Origin of the sequence: Nonomuraea guangzhouensis (assembly GCF_019396345.1) — a bacterium.
GTDB classification, from domain to species: Bacteria; Actinomycetota; Actinomycetes; order Streptosporangiales; family Streptosporangiaceae; genus Nonomuraea; species Nonomuraea guangzhouensis.
Genome location: NZ_JAHKRM010000006.1, coordinates 118,075 through 141,282, shown reverse-complemented (window position 1 = coordinate 141,282; position 23,208 = coordinate 118,075). Strand labels below are relative to the sequence as shown.

At 67.8% G+C, this 23,208-nt stretch carries 23 protein-coding genes; 14 read left to right on the top strand and 9 right to left on the bottom strand.

The genetic code is table 11. The annotated features are described in order from the left end of the window. Positions 1-15: 15 nt before the first annotated feature. The gene (locus KME78_RS13580) at positions 16-585 is read left to right on the top strand and encodes an ArsR/SmtB family transcription factor (protein WP_219529214.1); all 570 of its coding nucleotides are present in this window, start codon (positions 16-18) and stop codon (positions 583-585) included. A gap of 9 nt (positions 586-594) precedes the next feature. On the opposite strand, the gene KME78_RS13575 is transcribed toward KME78_RS13580, so the two are convergent. The 4 genes from KME78_RS13575 to KME78_RS13560 all read right to left on the bottom strand — a co-directional run bounded on the left by KME78_RS13575 (position 595) and on the right by KME78_RS13560 (position 4,287). Further along, positions 595-1,509, bottom strand: a complete 915-nt coding sequence (locus tag KME78_RS13575; RefSeq protein WP_219529213.1) for a CDP-alcohol phosphatidyltransferase family protein — start codon at positions 1,507-1,509, stop codon at positions 595-597. Continuing rightward, positions 1,506-2,738 carry a hypothetical protein gene (locus KME78_RS13570; RefSeq protein ID WP_219529212.1) on the bottom strand — a complete coding sequence of 411 codons (1,233 nt, stop codon included), beginning with the start codon at positions 2,736-2,738 and terminating at the stop codon, positions 1,506-1,508. The genes KME78_RS13575 and KME78_RS13570 overlap by 4 nt, the downstream gene beginning before the upstream one ends. Continuing rightward, positions 2,731-3,303 carry an RNA polymerase sigma factor gene (locus KME78_RS13565; protein ID WP_246651031.1) on the bottom strand — a complete coding sequence of 191 codons (573 nt, stop codon included), beginning with the start codon at positions 3,301-3,303 and terminating at the stop codon, positions 2,731-2,733. Before KME78_RS13565 ends, KME78_RS13570 begins: the two co-directional genes overlap by 8 nt. A gap of 312 nt (positions 3,304-3,615) precedes the next feature. After that, the gene (locus KME78_RS13560) at positions 3,616-4,287 is read right to left on the bottom strand and encodes an NAD(P)-dependent oxidoreductase (RefSeq protein ID WP_219529210.1); all 672 of its coding nucleotides are present in this window, start codon (positions 4,285-4,287) and stop codon (positions 3,616-3,618) included. A gap of 94 nt (positions 4,288-4,381) precedes the next feature. Between KME78_RS13560 and KME78_RS13555 the strand changes: the two genes are divergently transcribed. From KME78_RS13555 to KME78_RS13540, 4 genes are all read left to right on the top strand, one after another. Next, positions 4,382-4,777 (top strand): winged helix-turn-helix transcriptional regulator, encoded by a 396-nt coding sequence (locus KME78_RS13555; protein ID WP_219529209.1) that lies wholly within the window; start codon positions 4,382-4,384, stop codon positions 4,775-4,777. Continuing rightward, the gene (locus KME78_RS13550; protein WP_219529208.1) at positions 4,774-5,892 is read left to right on the top strand and encodes a leucine-rich repeat domain-containing protein; all 1,119 of its coding nucleotides are present in this window, start codon (positions 4,774-4,776) and stop codon (positions 5,890-5,892) included. The genes KME78_RS13555 and KME78_RS13550 overlap by 4 nt, the downstream gene beginning before the upstream one ends. Before the next feature lie 65 nt (positions 5,893-5,957). Next, positions 5,958-7,097 (top strand): sensor histidine kinase, encoded by a 1,140-nt coding sequence (locus tag KME78_RS13545; protein WP_308126933.1) that lies wholly within the window; start codon positions 5,958-5,960, stop codon positions 7,095-7,097. Next, positions 7,094-7,750, top strand: a complete 657-nt coding sequence (locus tag KME78_RS13540; RefSeq protein ID WP_219529207.1) for a response regulator — start codon at positions 7,094-7,096, stop codon at positions 7,748-7,750. The genes KME78_RS13545 and KME78_RS13540 overlap by 4 nt, the downstream gene beginning before the upstream one ends. Here the strand turns inward: KME78_RS13540 and KME78_RS13535 are convergent. Together KME78_RS13535 and KME78_RS13530 are read right to left on the bottom strand one after the other, a co-directional pair. Beyond that, complete coding sequence (locus KME78_RS13535; RefSeq protein ID WP_308126932.1) at positions 7,740-8,348, bottom strand: DUF2306 domain-containing protein; 609 nt, start codon at positions 8,346-8,348, stop codon at positions 7,740-7,742. The genes KME78_RS13540 and KME78_RS13535 overlap by 11 nt on opposite strands. A 244-nt stretch (positions 8,349-8,592) precedes the next feature. Beyond that, on the bottom strand, positions 8,593-8,937 hold the full coding sequence (locus KME78_RS13530) for a hypothetical protein (RefSeq protein ID WP_219529205.1): 345 nt from the start codon (positions 8,935-8,937) through the stop codon (positions 8,593-8,595). Positions 8,938-9,297: 360 nt separating this feature from the next. Here KME78_RS13530 and KME78_RS67135 point away from each other — a divergent pair, with 360 nt between their 5' ends. Both KME78_RS67135 and KME78_RS13520 read left to right on the top strand, forming a co-directional pair. Then, positions 9,298-10,080 carry an NBR1-Ig-like domain-containing protein gene (locus KME78_RS67135; RefSeq protein WP_219529204.1) on the top strand — a complete coding sequence of 261 codons (783 nt, stop codon included), beginning with the start codon at positions 9,298-9,300 and terminating at the stop codon, positions 10,078-10,080. A gap of 112 nt (positions 10,081-10,192) precedes the next feature. After that, complete coding sequence (locus KME78_RS13520; protein WP_219529203.1) at positions 10,193-11,227, top strand: uroporphyrinogen decarboxylase/cobalamine-independent methonine synthase family protein; 1,035 nt, start codon at positions 10,193-10,195, stop codon at positions 11,225-11,227. Here the strand turns inward: KME78_RS13520 and KME78_RS13515 are convergent. After that, the gene (locus KME78_RS13515; protein WP_219529202.1) at positions 11,222-13,033 is read right to left on the bottom strand and encodes an asparagine synthase-related protein; all 1,812 of its coding nucleotides are present in this window, start codon (positions 13,031-13,033) and stop codon (positions 11,222-11,224) included. The two genes, KME78_RS13520 and KME78_RS13515, sit on opposite strands and share 6 nt — an antisense overlap. A 377-nt stretch (positions 13,034-13,410) precedes the next feature. Here KME78_RS13515 and KME78_RS13510 point away from each other — a divergent pair, with 377 nt between their 5' ends. From KME78_RS13510 to KME78_RS13500, 3 genes are all read left to right on the top strand, one after another. Further along, positions 13,411-14,016, top strand: a complete 606-nt coding sequence (locus KME78_RS13510; protein WP_219529201.1) for a winged helix-turn-helix domain-containing protein — start codon at positions 13,411-13,413, stop codon at positions 14,014-14,016. 35 nt (positions 14,017-14,051) lie between these two features. Continuing rightward, the gene (locus KME78_RS13505) at positions 14,052-14,363 is read left to right on the top strand and encodes a hypothetical protein (RefSeq protein ID WP_219529200.1); all 312 of its coding nucleotides are present in this window, start codon (positions 14,052-14,054) and stop codon (positions 14,361-14,363) included. 314 nt (positions 14,364-14,677) lie between these two features. After that, positions 14,678-15,109, top strand: a complete 432-nt coding sequence (locus KME78_RS13500) for a hypothetical protein (protein WP_219529199.1) — start codon at positions 14,678-14,680, stop codon at positions 15,107-15,109. 36 nt (positions 15,110-15,145) lie between these two features. Here the strand turns inward: KME78_RS13500 and hemC are convergent, their stop codons facing one another. Then, complete coding sequence (gene hemC, locus KME78_RS13495) at positions 15,146-16,144, bottom strand: hydroxymethylbilane synthase (protein ID WP_219529198.1); 999 nt, start codon at positions 16,142-16,144, stop codon at positions 15,146-15,148. A 164-nt stretch (positions 16,145-16,308) separates the two neighbouring features. Between hemC and KME78_RS13490 the strand changes: the two genes are divergently transcribed. The 4 genes from KME78_RS13490 to KME78_RS13475 all read left to right on the top strand — a co-directional run bounded on the left by KME78_RS13490 (position 16,309) and on the right by KME78_RS13475 (position 22,661). Beyond that, positions 16,309-17,565: a serine hydrolase domain-containing protein gene (locus KME78_RS13490; protein WP_246651030.1), complete on the top strand. Its 1,257-nt coding sequence runs from the start codon at positions 16,309-16,311 to the stop codon at positions 17,563-17,565. 48 nt (positions 17,566-17,613) lie between these two features. Beyond that, positions 17,614-20,241 (top strand): ATP-binding protein, encoded by a 2,628-nt coding sequence (locus KME78_RS13485; RefSeq protein ID WP_219529196.1) that lies wholly within the window; start codon positions 17,614-17,616, stop codon positions 20,239-20,241. 2 nt (positions 20,242-20,243) lie between these two features. Further along, a complete protein-coding gene (locus tag KME78_RS13480) occupies positions 20,244-21,122 on the top strand; it encodes an alpha/beta fold hydrolase (protein WP_219529195.1) in 879 nt (292 codons plus the stop codon). Between the two features lie 147 nt (positions 21,123-21,269). Beyond that, positions 21,270-22,661 carry a cytochrome b gene (locus KME78_RS13475; RefSeq protein WP_219529194.1) on the top strand — a complete coding sequence of 464 codons (1,392 nt, stop codon included), beginning with the start codon at positions 21,270-21,272 and terminating at the stop codon, positions 22,659-22,661. 68 nt (positions 22,662-22,729) lie between these two features. On the opposite strand, the gene KME78_RS13470 is transcribed toward KME78_RS13475, so the two are convergent. Next, positions 22,730-23,206, bottom strand: a complete 477-nt coding sequence (locus tag KME78_RS13470; RefSeq protein ID WP_219529193.1) for a hypothetical protein — start codon at positions 23,204-23,206, stop codon at positions 22,730-22,732. Between the last annotated feature and the right edge of the window lie 2 nt (positions 23,207-23,208).

Genomic DNA, 23,208 nt, shown 5'->3' with positions numbered 1-23,208 from the left:
ACTAAGCTGCTCCTCATGAAGGATGACGAGGCGTTCGTACTCGACGACCCGGAGCGGCTCAAAGCCCTCGCCCACCCCATGCGACGACTCATGCTGCGCCACCTCAACGTGCACGGCCCCGCCACCTCGACCACCCTCGGCGAACTGCTGGACGCCAAGACCGGCACGACCAGCTACCACCTGCGCCAGCTCGAGAAGTACGGCTTCATCGAGGAGATCCCCGAACGCTCGACCGGCCGCGAACGCTGGTGGCGCCGCGCCGACGTCCCAAGAGACATCCGCCTCCCCACCCCGGACCAGCTCGCCTCCGAGGACCGCCCCGTGCTCGCCGAATTCCACCGCATCGGCATGGACGAGGACCGCGAACTGTTCGAACGCTTCCCCGCGGCCTACCGCCGCGACCCTGACTGGGCCAAGGGATCGCGCGGCATGGGCCGGATGACCAAGGAGGAGTTCGCTCGGTTCTATGAGGAGTACATAGCGCTGCTGCTGAAATACAGCCACCGCGCCGAGGACGCACCCCCGGACGCCCGCCCCCTGTACATCCGCCTCTTCGCCCTCCCGGCGGACGAGGATTTCGCTTGAGGCCCCGCGCTAGCCCTGCGGCTGAGCCACGGGCGCCGTGGGGCGGATCGGGGTCGAGCGGATCTTCGCCAGCGCCCGGGTGAGGTCCCGGGAGGACAGATAGAGCTTGAACATGATCGCGGCCTCGAAGACCAGCAGGAGAGCGGCCGCGCCGACGGTCACCGGCACGATCCACCCGGTGAGCGGGCCGACGATGAACACCGCCATCTGGAACTCGATGCCGCTGATCAGATGGGTTCGGACGCGGTGGTCGCGCAGCCAGTCGCGGATGCGGATGTACCAGGCGAAGTGCGCACGGAAGTTCTGCTGCAGGTCCACCGAGTCGGCGGAGCGGATCTCGCCTGATTCGAGACCCGCCTCTTCCAGGTCCGGCCTCTCCAAGGAAACGGCCGGGACGCCGGTGACCTCCTCGATCGCCTCGTCCAGTCTGCGGCGCATCTGGCGGCGCACCTTCGCGACCTGGAGCGCGTCAACGTACCGGAGCATGTCGAGGAAGACGACGAGAATGCCGAGGACGAGGTAGAACTCCTCACCGGTGCTCTCGAAGCGCCCCCACATGAGCGCCAGCGCGCAGGTGAGCACCCGGATGCGGTCGAAGACGTAGTCGAGCCAGCCGCCCAGCACGGTGCCGGTGCCCTTGAGCCGGGCGATCTTGCCGTCCACGCAGTCCAGTACGAAGCTCAGGTGATACAGGACGGCGCCGGCGACCAGCCAGGCCCAACCGTCGGCCATCAGGAAGCAGCCCGCCGAGCCGAACCCGAGCAAGAAGGCGCCCCAGGTGATCTGGTTCGGCGTGATGGCGGTACGGTTCGCCAGTCCGACCACCAGACGACCGGCGAGCGGATCGACCAGGAACACCGTCCACCAGGCGTCCCGCGCCTTGTAGGTCAGCGTGCGCACGTCGTCCAAAGTGAATGTTGTCACTGTGCAGGCCCTTCGTCCGTCCATCCGATTTGCTGATATGCGATGAAAGAGCCAATTTCGACGACCCGCCCGTCAGCCCGGCTGACGCTCCTCGTCTCCGTGGCCAGCGGCAGCCCGCTCTCCGCGTCGATGACGAGCCGCTCATCGGTGAGCCGCCCGTCCCTCATCACCTGGTAGCTCAGGGCCTGGCCGGCCCGGCCGAGCGGGTCGGTGACCGCGCCCTCCGGCTTCATGCCGGGCATCGAGGCCAGGATCTGGTACGCCGAGGCGCGCACCTCGGGCGAGACCGGCAGCCCGGTGATGATCTCCAGGCAGCTCTCGCGCAGCTCGGCCTCCATCTTGCGGCCGACATATGCGCCGTTCTCCCGGGCGATGTGGGTCACCAGGAAGGCGCGTAGCGCCGTGGGATCGCTCGGGATCGTACTCAGGGCCCTCCAGCTGACCAGCTGCTTGGTCAGGATGCCGTCCGCGTTCCGCCACCCGACGCGGTGTGGTCCGCCCTGCGGTGGACCGGGCGCCGACTCCACCAGCGCCTCCGGGGAGACGCGGCCCAAGCCGGTCACGTCCGCCGGGTACTGCCAGTAGCGCGGCGACCCGGCGGTTCGCCACGCGGCCTCGTCCTGGGGTGTCGCCGGTTGCGCGCCGAGGTACCGGCCGGTCCAACGATCCCGCTGACTGTCCTTCCTGGTGAGCCACACCTCACGGACGGACTGGCGCTTGATGACGTACTGGCGGTCGGGAGAGAGGATCAACTGCCCGGTCACGACGCGGGTGCGCCAGTAAGCGCCGTCGGACGGCGCCGTGGCCATCGCGACCGCCGCGGCGAGCAGGATCTGCCTGGCGGTCGGCGGGGCGGAGGCTGACACGCTGGGATCAGGCGAGAGGTCGATCAGCGAGTTCGAGGGCACGGCCACGGCGAGCGCCAGTGCGGCCGCCGACACCGCCCCGATCAACCCGTTGCGGACCGGCGCCCACCACCGCGACCGCTCCCTTCGCGACCGCTCCCTTCTCGACCGCTCCCTTCGAACTGCTCGAACCGGTGCGCGTTGAGGGGCCTCCGGTACGCGTTGAGGGGCTTCCGGTGCGCGTTGAGGGGCTTGAGGTGGCGCGGCCAGCGCCGCCAGCAGCCTGGCCCGGCCGGAGTCGACGGCCTCGGAGGAGGGACCGGGCATCGAGAGGAGACCGCGTACGGCGGCCAGCTCGTCCGGGCGATCGTTCAGCTCATCCATCGAACCCTCCGATCATCGGATTGACGCCGCCCAGGGCTCTGCGAAGCTTCTTACGCACCCGGTTGAGCCGAGAGCCGACGGTCCCGAACGGAATGTCGAGTGTCTGCGCGACCTCCTCATAGGTGAGGTCGGCGAGCGCGACGAGGAGGAGCACGTCGCGATCGCCGGCGGAGAGACGTCCAAGCGCTGTCGCGAGCCGCCCCTGTGCGTTCGCGGCGGCGACTCTCGCCGTCACCCTGTCCTCGTGCCCGTCATCTGCCACTTCGCCGGCAGGTGCCCGCTGAAAAGCCTCCAGCCTGCGCGTTTCGCTCCTTCGATGCTGAGCGAGCAGGTTGGTGGCGATCCCGTACAGCCAAGGCCGTACAGCACCACGGGCGGAGTCGAACGTCTGCCGTTTCCTGAACGCCACCAGGAACGTCTCGGCGGCCAGATCATCCGCGATCTGCATGCCGAGCCGTCCGGAGACGTACCGGTGTATCTCTTCGAAGTAGCGGTCGTAGAGCACGGCGAACGCTTCCGGGTGGTGCCATGACCGTTCGATGAGCGCGGCGTCATCGTCAGTCATTGGCACGTCCGGGGGAGCGGCCATTCGCATGGTGTCCCTTCTGTGGGGTACACCTCTATTCCGCCGAAGCCCCGACTCCCCTTCACACTTCTTTCCACATCAGCATGAAGTTTCCCGAAATATCCCTGATCGTCCCCTTAAATGCCCGTATGGCGGGCGCCCCGCTTCGCAGCTCGGACAGAAGCTACTTTTACCCGCACTTGCCGATCGAGCAGTAGGCCGGGCGACATCGCGGTCCTATGGTCGCGTCCATGGCCTCTCCAGAAGACAGCGAGCGGGAGTTGATCCTGCAGGTGGCGACCAAACTGTTTCTCAGTTGAAGATGGAGACGCGGGTGCGGTGGTGCCGTGGTGTGTCGATTTCGTCGATGACCGCCACCGCGAGGTCCGCATAGGACAGATGCGCCGATGTCGACTGCGGCACGGTCTCCCCGCCGACCCGATAGCGGCCGGTCCTGAGACCTCCCTGTTCCAGCAGCGCGGGCGGGGTCAGCATGAGCCAGTCGATCGCCGTGTCCGCCGACGCCCGCAGCCTGTCCAGCCCAGCCGTGTGCGCAACGGCGAACGGCCGGATCTCGGCTGGGAAGACCGAGGGATCGTCCATCACCAGCCGCCCGTGAGCGTCTTTGAGGTTCGCGAACAGACCGACCAGAACGAGCCTGGATACGCGCGCTTCCGCCAGACCATGAAGCAGAGCGTCGGCCGCCTTGACGTAGAACTCCGGGTCGAGATCGGCGAACCCCTGCTCCGGCCCGGAGAACGGGCTCACCGCGTGAACCGCGGCATCATGACCGGACGCGATCGACGCGATCGCCTGTACGTCGGTGACATCGCCCCGCACCAGCCGGACGCCATCCATCTCGATGTCCCGATATTTGCCTGGATCCCGAACCACGGCCGTGACCTCGTGCCCGCGCTCCCGCGCCTCAGCCGTAACCGCTCGTCCTGCCCGGCCACCCGCCCCAAATATGACGATGCTGCTCATTTAGCTCCGATCTGGCCATGTCCCGCCACTGCCAGAAGGGACGGTATCTACGAGATACCGATTACCGCAAAGGTACTGGGATAGCCTCCTGCGCATGACCGAGCCCTTGGACCCGCACATGTTCGACCCCGTCTGCCCGTCCAGCGCCATGCCGATTCAGATCGGTGACAAGTGGACCGCCATGGTCGTGCTCTGTCTCGAAGGCGGCCGGCGGCGGTTCAACGAGCTCCGGGCGCCACTGCGCGGCATCACCCCGAAAGTGCTGACCCAGACCCTGCGGGCGATGCAGCGCGACGGCCTGGTCACACGCACCGCGTACGACGAGAACCCGCCCCGGGTCGAGTACGAACTGACCTCCTTGGGCCGGAGCCTGCTGACCCTGATCGCGGCCGCACGCGCCTGGAGCAAGGACCACCTCCCCGCCCTGCTCGAAGCCCGCAACGCACACGACTCGGTCACACCTCACGAAACCGGTGGGAACACGCAGTGAGCACAACGGCGGAGCAGCGGATCGAGACGGCCATCACGTCAGGCAGCAGCCAGCTTGACCTCTCCAGGCTCGGACTGCGCGAACTTCCGGACTCCCTGGGCAACCTCACCGATGTCACCAAGCTTCAGCTGCAGGACAACGAACTTTCGGCGTTACCGGACTTCCTGGGTGACCTCACGAACCTCGGCCAGCTTTTCCTCGGGGGCAACAGAATCACCGAACTGCCTCACTCACTGGGCAATCTCCGCAATCTCGCGGCGCTGTATCTGGACCGCAATCCGCTCACCGCTGTTCCGGATTCCCTGGGCAATCTCACTGTTCTGGCTCAGCTCGGCATGAGTGGCTGCGGGCTCACAGAGCTACCCGCCGTCCTCGGCGACCTTACGGCTCTCACGCACCTCGATCTTTCGGGCAACCAGCTCACAGCGCTTCCGGAGTCACTGGGCCACCTGACCGCCCTCATCAGGCTCGAACTTCACGGCAACCGGCTCATCAGGCTGCCGGACACCCTTGGGGACCTTGCCAACCTGACCTGGCTGAACCTGCACGACAACCAGCTCGTGGAGCTGCCGTACTCCGTGGGCGAGCTACGCAACCTCCACGAACTCCGATTGGGCGACAACCGGCTCGCCGCGCTACCAGAATCGCTGGGCAACCTCGCCGCCCTCAAGAATCTGAATCTCGGCGGCAACGAACTCGCAGACCTGCCGGGCTCACTGGGCAACCTCACCAACCTCACCCGCCTCAGCCTCGGCGGGAACCGGCTGAAGGTGCTACCCGACGCCTTGGGCAACCTCACCAACCTCACTGAGCTCGACCTGGATCGCAACGAGCTGGAGACGCTGACCGACGCTCTGGGCAACCTCGCGAACCTTGAGGAGCTCGGCCTGCACCGAAACCGTCTCACCGCCCTGCCTGAGACTCTGGGGAACCTCAGCTCGCTCACCTTGCTCTACCTGCACGGCAACCGGCTGACCACACTGCCGGAATCCCTGGGCAACCTCGCCGCACTCGAGGAGCTCAACGTGGCCGACAACCACCTCACCGCGCTGCCGGAAACCCTGGGCAGCCTCACCAACCTGACAATCGTCGGGGGACCGCCGCCAACCGAATAGGGAACGGTCTCGGCCCACCAGATTCGTCCCTGACCGGACCGGGGTGCTTCTCGTACCATGAGTTCGTGCACCCCCTCATCCGCTCGGTGTGGGACGAGCCCCGTCCCCTCAACCCGCCGCCGCGGGTGTGGCGGGACTGGGCACTCGTCGGAGTGCTGGTGCCGCTCGCGTTGCTCGAAGGAGTGCTGCGGCCGGATCTTCCGTGGCGGGCCGTCTCGGTGATCTTCACTGCCGTGCTGGTGCCCACGTTGTTGTGGCGCCGGAGCAGGCCGCTGCTGATGGTCGCGATCGCCTTCGGCACGCTGTCCCTGGCCCCCTTGCTGACGGGCGGCCATTCTCCAGAGACCTACACCATGGTCTATCTGCTGTTCCTGGCGTACTCGTTGTTCCGGTGGGGGTCCGGACGCGAGGCTGTGCTCGGCTTGGCGATCATTCTGGTCAAGGCCGGCTTCTCAGTGGCCACCGACTACCCCGGCCCGGCCGATGCCATCGGCGGATTCGCCGTGGTGTTCCTGGTCGTCGTCCTGGGCCTGGCGTTCCGCTATCGGGCCAAAGCGCGGACACGCGAGCTCGATCAGGTCAAGCTGCGCGAACGCGAGCAGCTGGCCCGCGACCTGCACGACACCGTCGCCCATCATGTCTCGGCGATGGCGATCCGCGCGCAGGCGGGCCTGGCCGTCTCAGCGTCGCGACCGGACGCCGCCACCGACGCGCTGCGGGTGATCGAGGCCGAGGCCGCGCACGCCCTGACCGAGATGAGCGCCATGGTGCGCATCCTGCGCCATGACCAGCCAGCGGACCTCGCGCCCGGCCGGCGCATCGCCGACCTCCGGCAACTCGCCGGCGAAGGCCGCACCGGCCCGGCCGTCAGCCTGGAGATCTCGGGCGGCGTCGACGACTTGTCCCCATCGGTCGAGGCCGCGATCTACCGCCTCGCCCAGGAGTCGGTCACCAACGCCCGACGACATGCCCGTCACGCCACCCGCATCGAGATCCGCGTCACCGCCGACGACACCTCGGTGCACCTGCGCGTCAGCGACGACGGCGACGGCAGCCTCAAACGGCCGGCCAAGTCGCAGGGGTACGGGCTCATCGGCATGATCGAACGCGCCGACCTGCTCGGCGGCACCTGCGTAGCCGGCCCCGACCCCGATCGGGGCTGGACCGTGACCGCCACCCTGCCCCGCACCGGATCGGCCACATGAGCATCAGAGTGATCGTCGCCGATGACCAGGAGATCGTCCGTACCGGGCTCACGATGATCCTCGACGCCCAGCCGGACATCGAGGTCATCGGAGAGGCCGCCGACGGGCGGCGGGCCGTCGAGCTCGCGCGGCGCCTACGCCCCGACGTGTGCTTGTTCGACATCCGCATGCCCGGCCTCGACGGCATCGAAGCCACCCGCTCCCTCGCCGGCCCGGCCGTCGACGACCCCCTCGCCGTCGTCGTCATCACCACGTTCGACCTCGACGAGTACGTCTACGCAGCCCTGAGAGCCGGCGCCCGCGGCTTTCTGCTCAAGAACGCCGGCGCCGGCCTGCTCTCCCAAGCCGTCCACGCCGCCGCCAACGGCGACGCGCTCATCGCCCCGAGCATCACCGCCCGCCTGCTCGGGACCTTCGCCCGCACCGGACCCGCCGCACCGCCGGTGCAACCCATCGAGGCGCTGACGGACCGAGAAGAACAGATCCTGGCCACCGTCGCCCGTGGACGGACCAACAGCGAGATCGCCGACGAGCTGCACATCTCTGTCAGCACCGTCAAGTCCCACCTCACCAGCCTGATGGCCAAGCTGGGCGCCCGCAACCGCGTCGAGATCGCCATGTGGGCGTACGAGACCAACCGCGTCAAGAACTGAGCCTGGCCGGCTGCTTACGGATGAACCATTCGGCCACGGCGAGGTTGATCACCCACGCGGCGGCCATGAGCAGCGCCCTGGGGAACTCACCAGGCATGCCGACGAGCAGAATCCACGGCAGCTGGGTCAACGCCTGCGTTCCCGCCCCCAGCCCGATCGCATAACCGCGCATCATCCACGCCCGATGCCGGGCGATGTCCCGCCGCCGGATCGCCGCCAGGCCGAGGACGATCGACACGAACATTCCCGTACCGAACACCACCCGGATCCCGGCCAGGAGATCCCCGTCCCCCACCGGACGGGGATAGAACAGGGTCATCCACAGACCCGTCAGCGCCACGACAAGCCCACACAAGACCAGCAACCGCCCGGCGACGCGATGCCAGCCCAGCCTCCGGCGACGGAACCCGGAGGCGAACTGGAAGGCCCCCAGGATGCTGTACACGGTGACGCAGATGATGTGCAGCACCACGGGCAGCGGCATCGCGAAGAACCGCGCGTTGTCCGGGGTGATCGCCGCGCCGCCGGTCAGCTCGGTCATACGAACGGCACCGGCGATCACGGGAATGGCGCTGAGTGCGATCAGGCCGGCGGGCACGCGCCACCCTCCCCTCTTGGGGGAGACAGCGGCGAGAGGGACTGGGGGGCGTTCTGTCGTGCTCTCGTGGGTCATGACCTGAGTGTGCTGGCTGAGGCGATGCCGGCTCATCGAGAGAAAGGTCTGTTCTGAACTGGCCGATCGTCCGGCAATCGGGCGTACTTTCGGCCAGATCCGCTGCTGTGAACACCCGCCGGGGTGCGGCGCGTGTCCGCGCCGCACCCCCAATGCCAGCCTGAACAGGCTAGGCGCGGCCCCCGTCGGTAATGGACACGATCGAAGCGGTCTGGAACCTCTTGTGGCCCTTCCCATCGGACTTGACCACCGCCGTGTACTTCTTGGTGGTCCAGCCGAGGCTGTACTTGATGTTCAGCTTGCGCTGGTTGTGGCACCGGTTGTGCCAGTACACCGTCACTGAGCTGTTGCCGTCTCCCCACGACCAGGCGAAGCAGCCGCTCACCCCGCGGTGAACGTCCGCCGACGCCGGAGCCGCGCCAAGGCCCACGCCGAGACCGGCGACGGTAACGGATGCGGCGGCAACGACTGCGACTCGGGTACGCAGGCTCGTCAGAGGAGAGCTGGTGGACATGAATATCTCCTTCGCTCTGGAGTGACGGAACGTGAGTCCGAGGCCATGGGCATCGCGCCCAGGCCGGCGGCGAGGTGTTCGCCGGGGACGTCCACCACGTTGCCAGCGGCCGGGCGGAGACGCCTAGCGATGTTTGTCCAAGTCCGCTCCACGGGGGCAGAGCTGGACATTGGACAAATCATGACCTGCGGTGATCTGAACTGATCCCTGATTTGCGCCGTCAGATAATTTGTGAGGAGCGTGGCCTGGTGCCGGCAGGGTCGCGAGTGAACGGAGGGACGTGGGGTCGAGGTGCAGGCTCAGGATCCGGTGAAGCGTCGAGGACGACAGCCGATACGGCCTGATCCCGATTCGGGGGCGGTGGGCGCCTTCGCCGACCGCCTCCTGCGGCTGAAAGAGGAGGCGGGCGATCCCTCGTACGCGGAGATGTCCTCTCGGCTTGGGGCGGCGGCCTCGAAGTCGTCACTGGCGAGCGCCGCCCAGGGCCGGAAGCTGCCGAGCTGGGAGACCACGTGGGAGTTCGTCCGGGTGCTGGCAGTTCATCGGCTGGGGCATGATCCCGAGGAGACCGAACACGAGTGGCGGCAACTCTGGGAGCGCACGAAGGAGGCCTCTTCTCCTGACGACACCAGCCCTGTCGAACCACCGAATGTCGAGAAAACGCCGGCAGCTCCCGCGCGGCGGCGGAACCACCACCGCACCCTCGTCATGGTCCTGGCCGCGATCATCGTGACCGGCCTGACGGTCTTCTACCTGACGACGAACGCGAACCAGGACGATCCCCCGGCAGCGCCGACAGCCAAGGACAACTCTGCATTCGTGGGTGACGTCACGTACCCGGATGGCTCGGTAGTGCGGCCGGGCGAGTCATTCAGGAAAGTGTGGAGGATCCGCAACACCGGGACGACATTCTGGGAAGGCAGACGTCTGGCTCGCATCAACACCGGGCCCTGCCGATCACCCAAATCGGTGAGCATCCCACCGACGGCGCCCGGCCGAACCGCCGACATCGCGGTAGAGGTCCAGGCCCCGAACAAACCCGGCAACTGCCGCATCTACTGGAAGATGACCGACGCGCAGGGCCGCGAACCGTTCCCGCTCAAGCGCCCGGTGTTTCTGGATGTCCGGGTAGGCGGGCCCTGACCTGTGGGTTTGTTGTCACGGAAGACACAGATCACACTCGGGGAGCACACCCAACGCGGAACACGGTTACGAGGCCGCCGCCTCGTGGTGGCGGGCTGACGGGAGGAGCAGTATGCCGAGCCGCCACGTTCACCTCGTCGGAAGCTATCCGGCAGCCGACTCACGCGAGGCCATGACGATCGTGGCAGGCGTGGCCGGCCCGTACCTCAAGGCACTGGCGGACGGAGAGGTCGGCCCCCGCCGCCGCTGGATCACGCACATCATCGATGGCCTCCGCGAGCATCCGGACGTCGAGCTGCGGACGGACGGAGACTGGTCCGGCTACGACGACCGCCCGGTCTTCAAAGTGCGGCACGGACACCGGCTCGCCCCCAGCTCCCTGAACCTCGGCCACGCGTCCGCCGCCCGGGAAAGCTACGAGGTGTTCAAGGAGATCCGCCAGGAACACCGTCTGGACGGCGTGTCGTTCCAGGTCGGCATCCCCGGCGACCTGGATCTCGCACTCTTCGCCTTCGGACCGGCAAGAGCGTTCAGCCGCCGCGAACCCTTCCGGGACGCGCTCGCCCATGAGATCGAGGAGATCGCCGGGTGGGGCGGCCAGGACGTGCTGTTCCAGCTTGAGGTGCCCGTCGAGCTGGTCATGGTGGCCCGCGCCCCCAGGCCCCTGCGGACGGCGGCGGCGCGCCTGCTGGTCCACGGCATGGTCAAGCAGGTCGCCACAGCGCCGCCGGGCACTCGCTTCGGCGTCCACCTGTGCGTCGGCGACCTCAACAACAAGGCGTTGCGGCGATTACGCACCGTCGCCCCTGTGGTGTCCATGGTCAACGCACTGCTGCGGGCCTGGCCGCAAGGGCGTTCGCTGGAGTACGTGCACGTTCCGCTGGCGGCGGGCGACCAGCCGCCACCCCTGGAACCCGGTTTCTACCGAGCTCTGGCCTCCCTCACCGCGTTACCCCGGGACACCAGGTTCGCCGCCGGCCTGGTCCACGAGGCTCAGGAACCGGGCGACCAGCGGAAGATCCTCCGCACCGTGGAGAGTCTCCTCTCTCGTACGGTGGACGTCTCCCCCGCCTGCGGCCTCGGCAGGCGTTCGCCGCAGGACGCCCGGCATGCCGTGGAAAGAGCGGTCACACTGGCCGAATCATGATCCCTCCTGCGGGATCTCCAGACGAACCAGATCTGTGATCGCGGGTGGCGTTCCGGGAAAGGCGCCGGTGAGCAGAGCGGCGACCGTGTAAAGGTTCCAGGCCAATGCGGGCTGCTTCACGACAGGTTCGGCGAAGAAAGCCCTCAACGCGTCGGCTCGTACGAGGCAAGCCAGGGCGTCGGCCCGCTCGAGCACGAACGCTCCGAGCAGAGCGGACAGACGGGGCCCTGGGCTGGTACGCCAATTCCAGTTGTGGTGGCCACGCTTCGGAGCAGGTGGCGCGGAAATCCTCATGGGCGGCTTCCGCTGCCACCATCTACGCTGTGGTCTCGCCGCATCGGCCTGGAAGCGCCAGGGCTTGCCCTCAAGTTCGATCTCCTGCAGGCCGGGAGCCAGTCGGCTGATCAGCGCGTAGACGACTTCTTCCGAATGCCGCCACCGCTGATCGAGGGACAGCGCCTCGATCACCACGCGATTGTCGAGGAACGGCTGAATCGGATCCCCACGCCGAAGAGACCCCGTTCTCGCCGCGGCGTGCCAACGTCCCACGCGGTACGTGACGTACAGGTGGTCGAGCACTTCCCACGGGTTCTCACCGACTCGTCGCAGCCATGGCTCCGCGAGCCCGCGCGCGTGCTCGTTGGCCTCGTCGGTGAACAGCGGTTCGTTCTTGAGGAAGAAGTCATCGACCCTGCGGCGCATCGCCTTGTCGGTGGTCTGCCCTTGGCTGTAGAGGAAACCGCCCCTGAGGATCTCACCGCTCTGCCCGGACATGGTGGGCATGGTGGAGTACGGCCGGTAGTCAACGATGCTCTCGTACGCCGAGGTCATGCCTTCGCAGGCGCGGATGACCTCAAAGGTGCGCACGCTCGGATGCGGGATGAGCACAGCGTCCTTCGCCTCCGTCCGCACAGGCGAGATGACCGTGTGGTGCGTGCGCAGCCGGGCGGCGACGGCCCCGGCGATGATCACGTCTGGATGGGTGTCGAGACCGTTGGTCGTCACGCGAAAAGGGACACGGGCCGCATGCAGCAGCGCCGCCATCAACCGGCTGTCGCGTCCACCCGTCAGCGCCAGGTTCACCGGTTCAGAGACGGCTCGCAATGGCTCTACGGCGGCGACGAGGGCGTCACTCAACTGCCTGATCGACTGACGTTTTTCTCTGGCCGAGGTCGGCGCCGGTCGGGCCGACGGCAGCGGACGCGTGACGATCCTTCTGCGACCATCCTTGACCGTGATCACGGAGGACGGCCCAAGCGCCAGCACACCTCGGTAAGGGGTCTCATCGGAGAGGAAGTATCCCTGGCGGATCATGCTCTGCAGGGCGACCTCGTTCCAGGAGATCTTCCCTCCATTGGCCACGAGGTGCACGTGCAGGGCACGGGTGCCCACCAGGTGGAGGTCCTCGTCCTCGGCGTAGAAGACGGAAAGAGCCCTGGTGCTTGCGGTAGCGGCCTGAAGTTCTCCCTCCGCCACGCGGACGGCGGAAAGGCAACCAGAAAGGTCAGCCATCACATCACTCAGATCGGACGCTTGGGTGAGGAGCCGCACGTCCCGCTGTGAGGCGAGCGTGCCGCTGATGCCCAGGCCGCCATAGCCCTCCCGCACGATCAGCGGCGGTCGCCCATCGGCCCCTTCCTCATTGGACCAGGCGAGCAACGCAGTATCCCGGCCGGCCCACTCAGCGGAATCGACGGTCTCCCCTGGCACCGGAAACACGTCACTGAGCAGCGAACGGGCCAAGGAGAGAGCTGGACCGATGTCCACTCTCGGATGCTTCGCGGCCATGCCTAAGAACACGCGCATTACGGTTGATCGACGAGACGTGCGACCAGGCCCCTGTCTGAGCTCATGCGTACCTCTCCATCGTCTGGATCTTCATAACTGATTGACGCCAAGCAGCCTTGGAGTTCACTCAGTGGCGGCGTGCGAAGGATGTCCGTGACGAACTCCGCCGCGTCCCCGCACCGGTACTTGGTTGGAAGCGGCCAAAGTGGTACGTGAGGGCAGGGGATATCGCGTCGCACCGGGTGCGGTGGCCGGGATCTTCACCCGGCTTGACCTGCGGAACCGCGGACAAGCGTCCGTCCTCGCCCACCACATGACGGAGCACGGCCCACAATGAGCGATGGATCAAGTACGTTCAGTAGACGATTCGATAATCACGAAGATATATTCGGAACATGCGAAGTGTCAGGCCACCCACGCTTCCCATCTTCCGTACCGAGACTCAAGCACGACTTCTCGCAACCCTGTACCTTCGCCCCGATCGTGGCTGGACACTGGCCGAAATCGCCCGCGAGCTGGGCGTCGGGGCGTCGACCCTGCACCCGGAAGTCCGCCGCCTGGAAGAAGCCGGGCTTCTCACCGCTACGGCAATCGGCCGATCACGAGTGCTGAGCATCGATCAGAGTCACCCTGTCGCGAGACCATTGACGGAAATCCTGAGCTACCTCTACGGCCCACACGTGGTCATTGCTGAAGAATTCGGTTCCATCCCGAAGACCGAACTGTTGCTCATCTTCGGCTCCTGGGCAGCCCGCCACCACGGGCAGACAGGGCCTCCACCACATGACATTGACGTACTGGTGGTCGGTGACGCGGATCGAGCCGAGATCTATGCCGCAGCGGACCGAGCCCAAGAGCGCATCGGCATGCCGGTCAACCCGGTTCTGGCGTCCACCCGACGCTGGGAGGCGGCATCCGACGCATTGATCCGCCAAATCAAGACGAGTCCCTCCATTGACCTCACCCCGTCCAGGGCAGATCGAGAGAAGCCTGATCAATGATGCGGTGGACACGCGGCGAAGCAGATATCGAGCGCATGCTCACCGCCAAGGAACTTCAGCGCATCCAAGGCGACGCCGCACGATTCGCCTGTGCGGGGCTTCTCGCCCAGCAGGGGCTACGGTCCACCACGACCGGCGGCCACTACGCGATCCAGCAGGCAATGGTGCGCCAGTTCGGCTCCGCCTTCGAATCGTTCGGCAGTATGCGCCGCCGTAGAAACGAACTCGAGTACCCCATCTTTCCCGACGAGTCAGTGGACCGGGCGGAGGCAGACCAGGCCGTGACCGCCGCCGAATCCATCATCGAAGCGGCCCACAGGATGATCGGCCATCTGGGCCTCTTCTGAGGTCTACGCCTCGCCCGGATATCGAAAGCCTCGTTCGGCGTCATCGCATTGACGACAACCCGGAAATCTTACTCTGCGCCTCTCGCACGGCACGCACGTTTCCAGCACGCAACGAGACGCTGACCTTGGTAGCAAATGGCGCCGTACTGCGAGATCAGCGTGGCGAACGTTCCTCAGCCGTACGGCCCGCCGGGATGCGGGACGGAACCCGGCCTCGGGGTTCGGAGCGGAAGCCCCGATAAGCGCAGTTAACTCGCCGGCAGGGGGCGATGCCTGGCCTGTTCAGTTGTGGAGGCGGGTGCGACGATGGCCGGATGGACATGGCGTTACGCGCCCTTGAAGTGACGGCGGTCCTGTTCGCCGGGTTCGTGATGCCAAGACTTATGCGCCGCCAGGCCGTCGGCACCAGAGCGAAGGTGGAGGCCGCGCTGGCCATCGGTGCCGAGGTCGGCCCGCTCAGGCTCGTCGTCGCTGTGGCCGTACGGGAGGGGGCCTTGTGGCAGACGGGCACCTTCCGGCACGTTGAGGGCCGCATCACCTGGCGCGGCCCCTACGAGGAGATCGACCTGACCGGCGCGTCCGTCCGATCCTGGCGGGAGCTCGAGAAGTCGGAACGGAAAGAGGTGCGCCCGTACCCGATGTACGTGGCGCTCCTCTGCGTCCATCCCGAGCTCGATGACTTCGAGCTGACGGCGGCGCCGGATGACCTGTACGTCGTGGCCGAACTGCTCGGCCCCGAGAAATGACCGTTCCATCATCCGAGTCGGCGGCCGGCCCGCTGCCTATTTCCGGGTCTCGGTGATCAGTTGGTCGGCGCCCTGGTGGAGCAGGTCGGCGGCGACGCGGGAGCCGAGGGTGGCCGGGTCGCCCGGATCGCCCCACAGGTGGGCGCGGACGAACTGGGAGCCGTCGCCGTTGAACACCATCCCGTACAGCGACAGCTGCCCGTCCGGCGTGGTCGAGGCATGTCCGGCGATGGGGCTGTTGCAGTGGCCGCGCAGCAGGTGCAGCATCGTGCGCTCGGCCAGGATGTGCGCGGCCGTGGCGGGGTGGTTGAGCTCGTCGAGCAGCCGCATGACGGAGTCGTCGGCGGTGCGGGCCTGGATGCCGATCACGCCGGCGCCGACGGCGGGCACCATGGAGACGATCCCGCTGTCCGCCGGGTGGAACTCCAGCGGCAGAACCTCGTAGTGCCGGTCCAGGGCGTCGATCCGGCCGAGGCCGGCGCGGGCGAGGATGAGCGCGGCGTACTTGGTGTCCTCGTCCAGCTTGGCCAGGCGGCTGTTGACGTTGCCTCGGATGGGTTCGGTCCGCAGGTCGGGCCGGTACATGTGGAGTTGGGCATGACGGCGGACGGAACTCGTGCCGATGATGGCGCCCTCGGGAAGTTCCGCGAGGGGTGTGCCGTCGCGGGTAACGACGACGTCGTGGACGTCCTCGCGTTCGAGGTAGGCGCCGAACGCGGTCCCTTGAGGCAGGGGCACGTCGCCGGGGACGTCCTTCATGCAGTGCACGGCGATGTCGATCTGAGCCGACGTCAGGGAGCGGTCGATCTCCTTGGTGAAGTTGCCCTTCCCTCCCAGTTCGGCCAGACTGCCGGGCCACCGGTCGGCGCTGGTGGTCATCGGCACCAGCTCGACGTCCAGGCCCGGCACCCGCTTGTGGATCCGGTCCCGTACGTCATTAGCCTGGTACAGAGCCATGGGTGAGCTGCGTGTGCCGATCCGCAACGGCCGGTCGGAGAACGCGTCACGCAGCAGGTTGATCAAGGCGTCGGTCATGGTGGTCTTCCGGTCGGTCGGGGTAGATGGCGAGCCTACGGCCTTGGGAGAGGGGAAGGGCGGCGAACGGGGAGCCGCCTCAGAGCCTGTGTCCGGACGCCATTGTTGTCGTCAGGCGAGGAACAATGGGAGCCGTTTTCGGAGCGTCGCGTACTGCCCGCCGCATGGCGCTGCTGGCACCGTGCGCCGCCCTGCTGATCGCGAGCTGTACCTTGCCCACAGCGGCATCCCTCTCCGACGCGTCGGCGGCGAGCGCCTCCTCCCCCACTCCGTCGGCACTGAAGCCCATCGATCCGGCCGCGTTCCAGTCCACCGTCGAACGTACGGCGAAGAAACTCATGGTTCCCGGCGCACTGGTCCTGCTCCGCACCCCGCAGGGAACCTTCCGGGCGACCGTCGGCACAACCGAGCTGGGAACGGCCAAACCGCCCACCACAGGTGACCACTTCCGGATCGCCTCCAACACCAAGACCATGACCTCGGCGCTGATCCTGCTCCTCGCCCAGGACGGCGAACTCCGGCTGAGCGACCCCGTGTCCACCTACGTTCCCGGAGTCCCCAACGGCGACCACATCACCCTCGCCGAGCTGCTGAAAATGCGCAGCGGACTCTACAACTACACCGACGCCCCTGAACTCGCAGCGACCATGGACGCCGACCCGGGCAAGGCCGTGACGCCGCAGGCAATGCTGGACATCGCGTTCCGGCGCCCGCCGAACTTCGCGCCCGACAGGTCCTACGAGTACAACAACACCAACTACGCGCTGCTGGGCCTCGTCGCCGAGAAGGCGGGCGGCCACCCGCTGGCCCAGCAGTTCCGGGACCGGCTGTTCGCCCCGCTCGGACTGGCCGGGACCTCACTGCCCGCCACCGACGACCTGTCCCTCCCTGCCCCCTATTCGCACGGCTACATGTACGGCGGATCGGCCTACGCGCTGGTCGACCGGCCCTACCCCGCCGACGTACAGGCGGCGGCCCGGTCCGGAAGGCTCCGGCCGACGGACTACACCCACCAGAACCCCTCCTACGCCACCGCCGCCGGAGGCGTCATCTCCACCGCGGACGACCTGGCCACCTGGATCCGGGCCCTGGTGACGGGCAAGGTCCTCAACCCCGCGTACCAGCAGCAGTGGCTCAGCAGCCCGCAAGCCGAGGACCCGTCCGCGCCGCCCGACGGGAAGAAGTACGGGTACGGCATCGCGTACCAGCGCTTCGGTCCGAACGCCTCGATGTACTACCACGGCGGCGAACTGCCCGGCTTCAACTCCTTCATCGGCCACGACCCGGACAACGAGGTCACGCTCATCATCTGGACGAACCTGACCCTGTCACCCGACGGCAAACCCACGGCCCAAGCCCTGCTGCTCACCGCCCTCAACCAGATCTACGCTGGCCTCTCCCTCCCCACGGTGACCGACTAGACCGGGTCAAATGTGACATCGCCCAGATCAAGCCCATACAGTCGGGCGGTGTTGTACGGCAGAGTCGGCGAAAGCGCCGCCATCGACGACCTCATCGAAGCCGTCGGAGCGGGAGAGGGCCGCGCATTGGTGTTGCGCGGCGCGGCAGGGGTGGGCAAGTCCGCCCTTCTCGACCTGGCCGCGGCCAAATCCACGTCTCCCGTACTGCGGGCGAGCGGCATCGAGGCAGAGACCGGGCTCGCCTACGCCGCGCTGCACGAGTTGCTGCGTCCGGTGACCGGCCTGCTCGACACCCTGCCAGGCCCGCAGCGTGACGCTCTGCGCGGCGCACTCGGCCTGGCGCGGGGCAGCGCGGACCGCTTCCTCGTGTCGGCCGGTGTGTTGTCGCTCCTGGCGGAGGCCGCGGCCGGCGAGGGGCTGCTGGTGCTGGTCGACGACTTCCAGTGGATCGATCAGGCGTCTGCTGACGCGCTCCTGTTCGCGGCCAGGCGGTTGCGCAACGACGGGGTCGGCCTGCTGCTGGCCATACGCGGCGAGATGAGCGTACGCGGCCTGCGGGAGCTGCCCGTCAACGGCCTGGACGCCGACAGCGCCCGCCTCCTGCTGCGGGGTGCGGCGCCGCAGGTCCAGTCCGCGCTCATCGAGCAGACGGGCGGTAACCCGCTGGCGCTCGGCGAGATCGCCAGGCTGCTCACCCCGGAGCAGCTCGCTGGTCGATCTCCCCTGCCCGATCCGCTGCCCGGCGGGGCACTGCTCTTCGGCGAGCAGGTGGCCGCGCTCAGCGACAACGCCAGGCTCGTCGCGTTGATCGCCGCCGTCGAGGGCAGCGGCGATCTCGATGTGATCGTGCGTGCGGCGCGGATCCTGGACGTCGATCCTGCCGCGCTCGTGGAGGCGGAGGCCGCTGGGCTGGTGGTCGGCGAGGGCTCGACGATCACGTTCAGACATCCGCTGGTGCGCTCGGCCGTCCACGACAGCGCGGGTTCGGTACGGCTGCGCGGTGTGCATGCCGCGCTGGCCGAGACGCTCGAGGGCGATCGCCGGGCCTGGCATCTGGCCGCCGCGACCGTTGGCGCGGACGAGCGCGTGGCGTACGAGCTGGCCACCACCGCGCGCAGGTCACGCGAGCGCGGTGGTTACGCCGACGCGGCGACGGCCTTGGTCAGGGCGGCGCAGCTCACGCCGGACACGGACAGGCGGGCCGAGCGGCTCAAGGACGCCGCCACCTCCGCCTGGCTCGGCGGCCGTCCCGGGCTGGCGGAGAGCTGCCTGGCTCAGGCGCGAGAACTGCGGCCCGATCCCCAGCTCGACCAGCTCAGAGGCCGGTTCGAGCTGCACACCGGCGATGCCGGCGAAGCGCTGCGGATCTTCATGGCCGGCAGCAGCCTGGAGGTGCTCGCCGACGCGGCCGAGGCGGCGTCCAATGTCGGCGACACCGAGGCGATCGTCGAGGTCGGGCGCCGAGCCCAGGAGTTTCCCGAGTCGTTCATGCGCGAGGTGCTTGTCGGCATCGGCACGACGCTCAACGGCGACAGGCGGGGCGGAGCCATGGCGCTGCGCTGGGCGCTGCGGCGCACGGACACGCTGACCGACGCCGCCGGCTACATGTGGGCGTCGGCCGCCGCGGCGTACCTGGGCGAGGCGGACGCTGCCACCGCCTACACCATCAGGGCGGGCAGGCTGGCCAGGATGTCCGGCATGGTGGGCCAGCTGCCGATCGTGCTGGAGTTCGTCGCCACGGCGGAGCGGCTCGCCGGCAACCTCGCCGTCAGCGAGGCCATCGCGGAAGAGGGACTCGGCCTGGCCACGGAGGCCGGATACACCAACTCCGTCGCCGCCCACCTGGCCAATCTGGCGGCCGTGGCCGCCTGGCGGGGCGACGAGGCGGCCTGCAGGACGTACGCCGACCGGGCCCTCGCGATCGCGATTCCGCACCGGCTCGGGCTGCGCGTCGGTGTTGCGCAGTACGCGCTGGCCATGCTTGACCTGGGGCTCGGCCGCTTCGACGCGGCGCACGCCAGATTGTCGTCGGTCGCGCAGAAGGGACCGGGCGAAGGGCATCCGACCGTGACCTGGCGTTCGACCCCCGACCGCATCGAGGCGGCGGTGGGCGCGGGTGACCGGGAGGCCGCCAGGCAGGCGCTGGCCGGGCTGGAGCGGTGGGCGGCCAACGCGCACTCGCCCGAGTCGCAGGCGCTGCTGGCCCGTTGCCGGGCGCTGGTCGACGACGGCGGCTTCGATGAGGCGCTGGAGCTGCACACCGAGGCGTTCGAGCGGGCCAGGACGGCGTTGCTGCACGGCGAACGCCTGCGCCGTACACACAGGCCAGGCGAGGCCAGGCCACACCTGCGGGCGGCGATGGAGACCTTCGAACGCGCGGGAGCCGAGCCGTGGGCCAAGCGCGCGCACGAAGAACTACGGGCGGCCGGCGAAAGCACGACCAGGGCCGAGCCCGACGGCCTCGCGATGCTCACCCCGCAGGAACTGCGTATCGCCAGGCTGGTCGCGCAGGGTGCGTCCAGCAAGGAGGTGGCAGCCAAGCTGTTCCTCAGCCCCAGGACGATCGAGTACCACCTCTACAAGATCTATCCCAAGGTCGGCGTCACCTCACGTACTGAGCTCGCGCGGCTAGTAGTTCTACGGATGGCACCAGTAGCCGGAGACGACAAGCTCTGACCATGCAAAACATTGAGCTGTGGAGCGAAGAGTTCGGCAACACGACCGACGAGCCGATCCTGCTGATCATGGGGTCCATGTCGCAGGGCATCCTGTGGCCCGATGAGTTCGTCGGCAGGCTGGCTGCCGGAGGCCGGCGGGTCATCCGCTACGACCACCGCGACACCGGGCGCTCGGCCAACATCGACTTCGAGGCGTCGCCGTACACCTGGAGGGACATCAAGAACGACGTCCTCCGGATCATGGACGCCCACGGGCTGGAGAGCGCTCACCTGGTCGGCCACTCGGCCGGCGGGCTGCTGGCTCAGTGGGTCGCTGTCGAGCACCCCGAGCGGGTCAGGACGCTGACGGTGATCGGCGCATCGCCGCTCGGCGGGTTCGAGGGCGAAGTGGTCATGCGGGCCCTCATGGGACAGCCCCAGCCGGAGGGCAGCCTGCCGCCGCCCACCAAGGAGTTCATCGCCTTCTTCCAGCAGGCCATCGCGGCGCAACCGGCCAAGGACCGCAACGAGCAGATGGATCGGCTCATCGCGGAAGCCAGGCTCTTGCACGGCCAGGGAATGCCGTTCGACGAGGACGCCGAGCGGCGCCTGCAAGAACGGATCTACGAGCGCGCCACGAACCTGGCGTCAGCCGCCAACCACCGGCTCGCGCACGGCGCCGAGCCGAGATTCGAGCCGGTGGACAGCCTCCATCTGGTGAAGGCGCCCACCCTGGTTGTCGAGGGCACTCATGAGCCGGCCAAGCCGGGTCACGGTGCGCTCATCGCCGAGCGGATCCCTGGGGCCGAGCTGCTGATGATCGAGGGAATGGGGCACATGCTGCCTCCCCCGGTGCACGAGCGGCTCGCCACGGTGATCCTCGCTCACACGGCCGGCTAGCGTGCTCCGGCTCCGGCTCCGGCTCCGGCACCTGCGCCGTCGCCGCCGCTCTCCGCCGTGACGCGAATCACCATCACCGCCGCCTCATGGGCGTCACACTCCCGGGCCCTATTCCGTCATATGAGTAGGCAAGGTTAGGGGGCCCGAATGCGTTCGCTATTGGCCAAGAACCGCTCGTTTCAGTTCTCGCACTGGTCGTTCATGTTCGCGGAAATCGCCGTCTGGTCGTTCGTCGTTCTGGCGGCGACCGGGGCGGTGCTGATGGTGTTCTACGACCCCAGCATGTCCCAGGTGACCTATGACGGCTCGTACGGCCCGCTGCGCGGACTCTTCGTCAGCAAGGCCTTCGACTCGACCATGCGTCTGAGCCTGGAGGTGCGCGGCGGCCTGTTCATCCGCCAGGTCCACCACTGGGCGGCGCTCGTCTTCGTGGCGGCCGTCGTGGTGCAGCTGCTGCGCATGTTCCTCACCGGCGCGTTCCGTCGCCCGCGCACCGGGCAGTGGCTGATCTGGGTGACGCTGCTGGCGCTGGGCATGGCCGCGGGCGAGACCGGCAACGCCCTGCCTGACGACATGCTGTCGGGTGGCAGCCTGTGGCTGATCACGTCGGTGGTGCAGTCCATCCCCGTGGTGGGGACCTGGGCGCTGTCGCTGCTGTTCGGCCCGGGCTTTCCCGGTGACAGGGTCATTCCGGTCATGTACGGGGGACACCTGCTGGTCGCGGTCGTCATGGCCGCGCTGCTGATCGCCCGCACCCTGCTGGTGCGGCGGCACGGCCACTCCCGATTCATCGCCTCGCTGCCGGCGCGGCGGAGCGCACGCCCGATGATGGCGCTCGCGACGATCGGCATGCTGATCATTCTCGGGTTCGGCTTCCAGATCGCCCCTATATGGCTGTACGGCCCTGCCAAGCCGACGCAGATCTCGGCGGGCTCGGTTCCCGACTGGTACATGGGGTTCCTCGACGGCGCCCTCCGGATCATGCCCGGGTGGGAGCTCACCGTCGGGGACTACACGCTCAGCCTCGCGGTCCTCGTCCCCACGCTGGTGATACCCGGGGCCTTCTTCACCGCCCTGGCCGCCTACCCGATGGCCGAGCGCTTCCTCGTCTCGCGACACGGCCGCCGTGACGCGCTGGGCCGGCCCAAGACCACGAGCCGCATGGCCCGCGAGACATTCGCGCATGACCTGCTCGATCGCCCACGTGAGACGCCGGTGAAGACGGCCATCGCGGTCGCCGGCGTCACGTTCTACGGCCTGCTGTGGGCAGCCGCGGCCAACGACCAGATCGCCCACCAGTTCCAGATGAACGTCGAGGCTGTGACGATCTTCTTCAGGTTCGCCGTGGTCATCGGCCCCGTCATCGCCTTCGTCATCACCCGGTGGATCTGCCTCGCACTTCAGCAGACGGATCACCACGTGGCCGAGCACGGTGTGGAGACCGGGATCATCACGCGGTCCCCCGACGGCGGATTCCACGAACAGCTGGCGCCCGCGCAGCAGGAGCGCCGGGAGCCGGCGATCACCTCAGGGAGATGACAGCGACACCGAACAGGTCACAGGTCGTGATCGGCGGGTATGTGGTGGCTTCTACCGCCAAGCTGTTCCTAGTCTCGCCGGGCTCCCACGGGCCAGATCACCCGGACGGGCACCTCTCGCCGCCGGGCCTCGGCCACCACGTCGGCAGTGCCGCCATAGCCTCGGGCAGGGTGTCCGTCCCAGACGGCGAACAGAACATCGGCGTCGGCAAGCATGCGTGCGCTGGCCGTCATGTGCGACTCCGAAGTTGACTCCACGAAGTCCAGCCTGAGCGTCCGGGAAGCCCGGCCCAACAACTCGTCGTAAGCCGCATGGCAATCGCTCGGCAGTCCGTCTCGGTATTCCTTGGCCGGAATCACGGCCTCCAGCACTCCACCAAGGTCGAGCACTCCGCGGGCGAAGATCTGATCGGCTCCATCCGCCAGACAGGACAACCCGCTGATTGCGGGGAGGTACTCAGCGAGCGCCTCACGTATTGCCCGATCGATCAGAACGGCAGTCTCTTCCGGCAGACCCCGATGGCCAGAGACGGCGATGCGGACCATGA

Bases quoted from the DNA above. Each gene is read 5' to 3' on its own strand.
- KME78_RS13580 (WP_219529214.1), top strand. From the start codon at position 16: ATGAAGGATGACGAGGCGTTCGTACTCGACGACCCGGAGCGGCTCAAA.
- KME78_RS13570 (WP_219529212.1), bottom strand. From the start codon at position 2,738: ATGGATGAGCTGAACGATCGCCCGGACGAGCTGGCCGCCGTACGCGGT.
- KME78_RS13565 (WP_246651031.1), bottom strand. From the start codon at position 3,303: ATGACTGACGATGACGCCGCGCTCATCGAACGGTCATGGCACCACCCG.
- KME78_RS13560 (WP_219529210.1), bottom strand. From the start codon at position 4,287: ATGAGCAGCATCGTCATATTTGGGGCGGGTGGCCGGGCAGGACGAGCG.
- KME78_RS13555 (WP_219529209.1), top strand. From the start codon at position 4,382: ATGACCGAGCCCTTGGACCCGCACATGTTCGACCCCGTCTGCCCGTCC.
- KME78_RS13540 (WP_219529207.1), top strand. From the start codon at position 7,094: ATGAGCATCAGAGTGATCGTCGCCGATGACCAGGAGATCGTCCGTACC.
- KME78_RS13530 (WP_219529205.1), bottom strand. From the start codon at position 8,937: ATGTCCACCAGCTCTCCTCTGACGAGCCTGCGTACCCGAGTCGCAGTC.
- KME78_RS13520 (WP_219529203.1), top strand. From the start codon at position 10,193: ATGCCGAGCCGCCACGTTCACCTCGTCGGAAGCTATCCGGCAGCCGAC.
- KME78_RS13515 (WP_219529202.1), bottom strand. From the start codon at position 13,033: ATGCGCGTGTTCTTAGGCATGGCCGCGAAGCATCCGAGAGTGGACATC.
- KME78_RS13510 (WP_219529201.1), top strand. From the start codon at position 13,411: ATGCGAAGTGTCAGGCCACCCACGCTTCCCATCTTCCGTACCGAGACT.
- KME78_RS13505 (WP_219529200.1), top strand. From the start codon at position 14,052: ATGCTCACCGCCAAGGAACTTCAGCGCATCCAAGGCGACGCCGCACGA.
- KME78_RS13500 (WP_219529199.1), top strand. From the start codon at position 14,678: ATGGACATGGCGTTACGCGCCCTTGAAGTGACGGCGGTCCTGTTCGCC.
- hemC (WP_219529198.1), bottom strand. From the start codon at position 16,144: ATGACCGACGCCTTGATCAACCTGCTGCGTGACGCGTTCTCCGACCGG.
- KME78_RS13490 (WP_246651030.1), top strand. From the start codon at position 16,309: ATGGCGCTGCTGGCACCGTGCGCCGCCCTGCTGATCGCGAGCTGTACC.
- KME78_RS13480 (WP_219529195.1), top strand. From the start codon at position 20,244: ATGCAAAACATTGAGCTGTGGAGCGAAGAGTTCGGCAACACGACCGAC.
- KME78_RS13475 (WP_219529194.1), top strand. From the start codon at position 21,270: ATGCGTTCGCTATTGGCCAAGAACCGCTCGTTTCAGTTCTCGCACTGG.
- KME78_RS13470 (WP_219529193.1), bottom strand. From the start codon at position 23,206: ATGGTCCGCATCGCCGTCTCTGGCCATCGGGGTCTGCCGGAAGAGACT.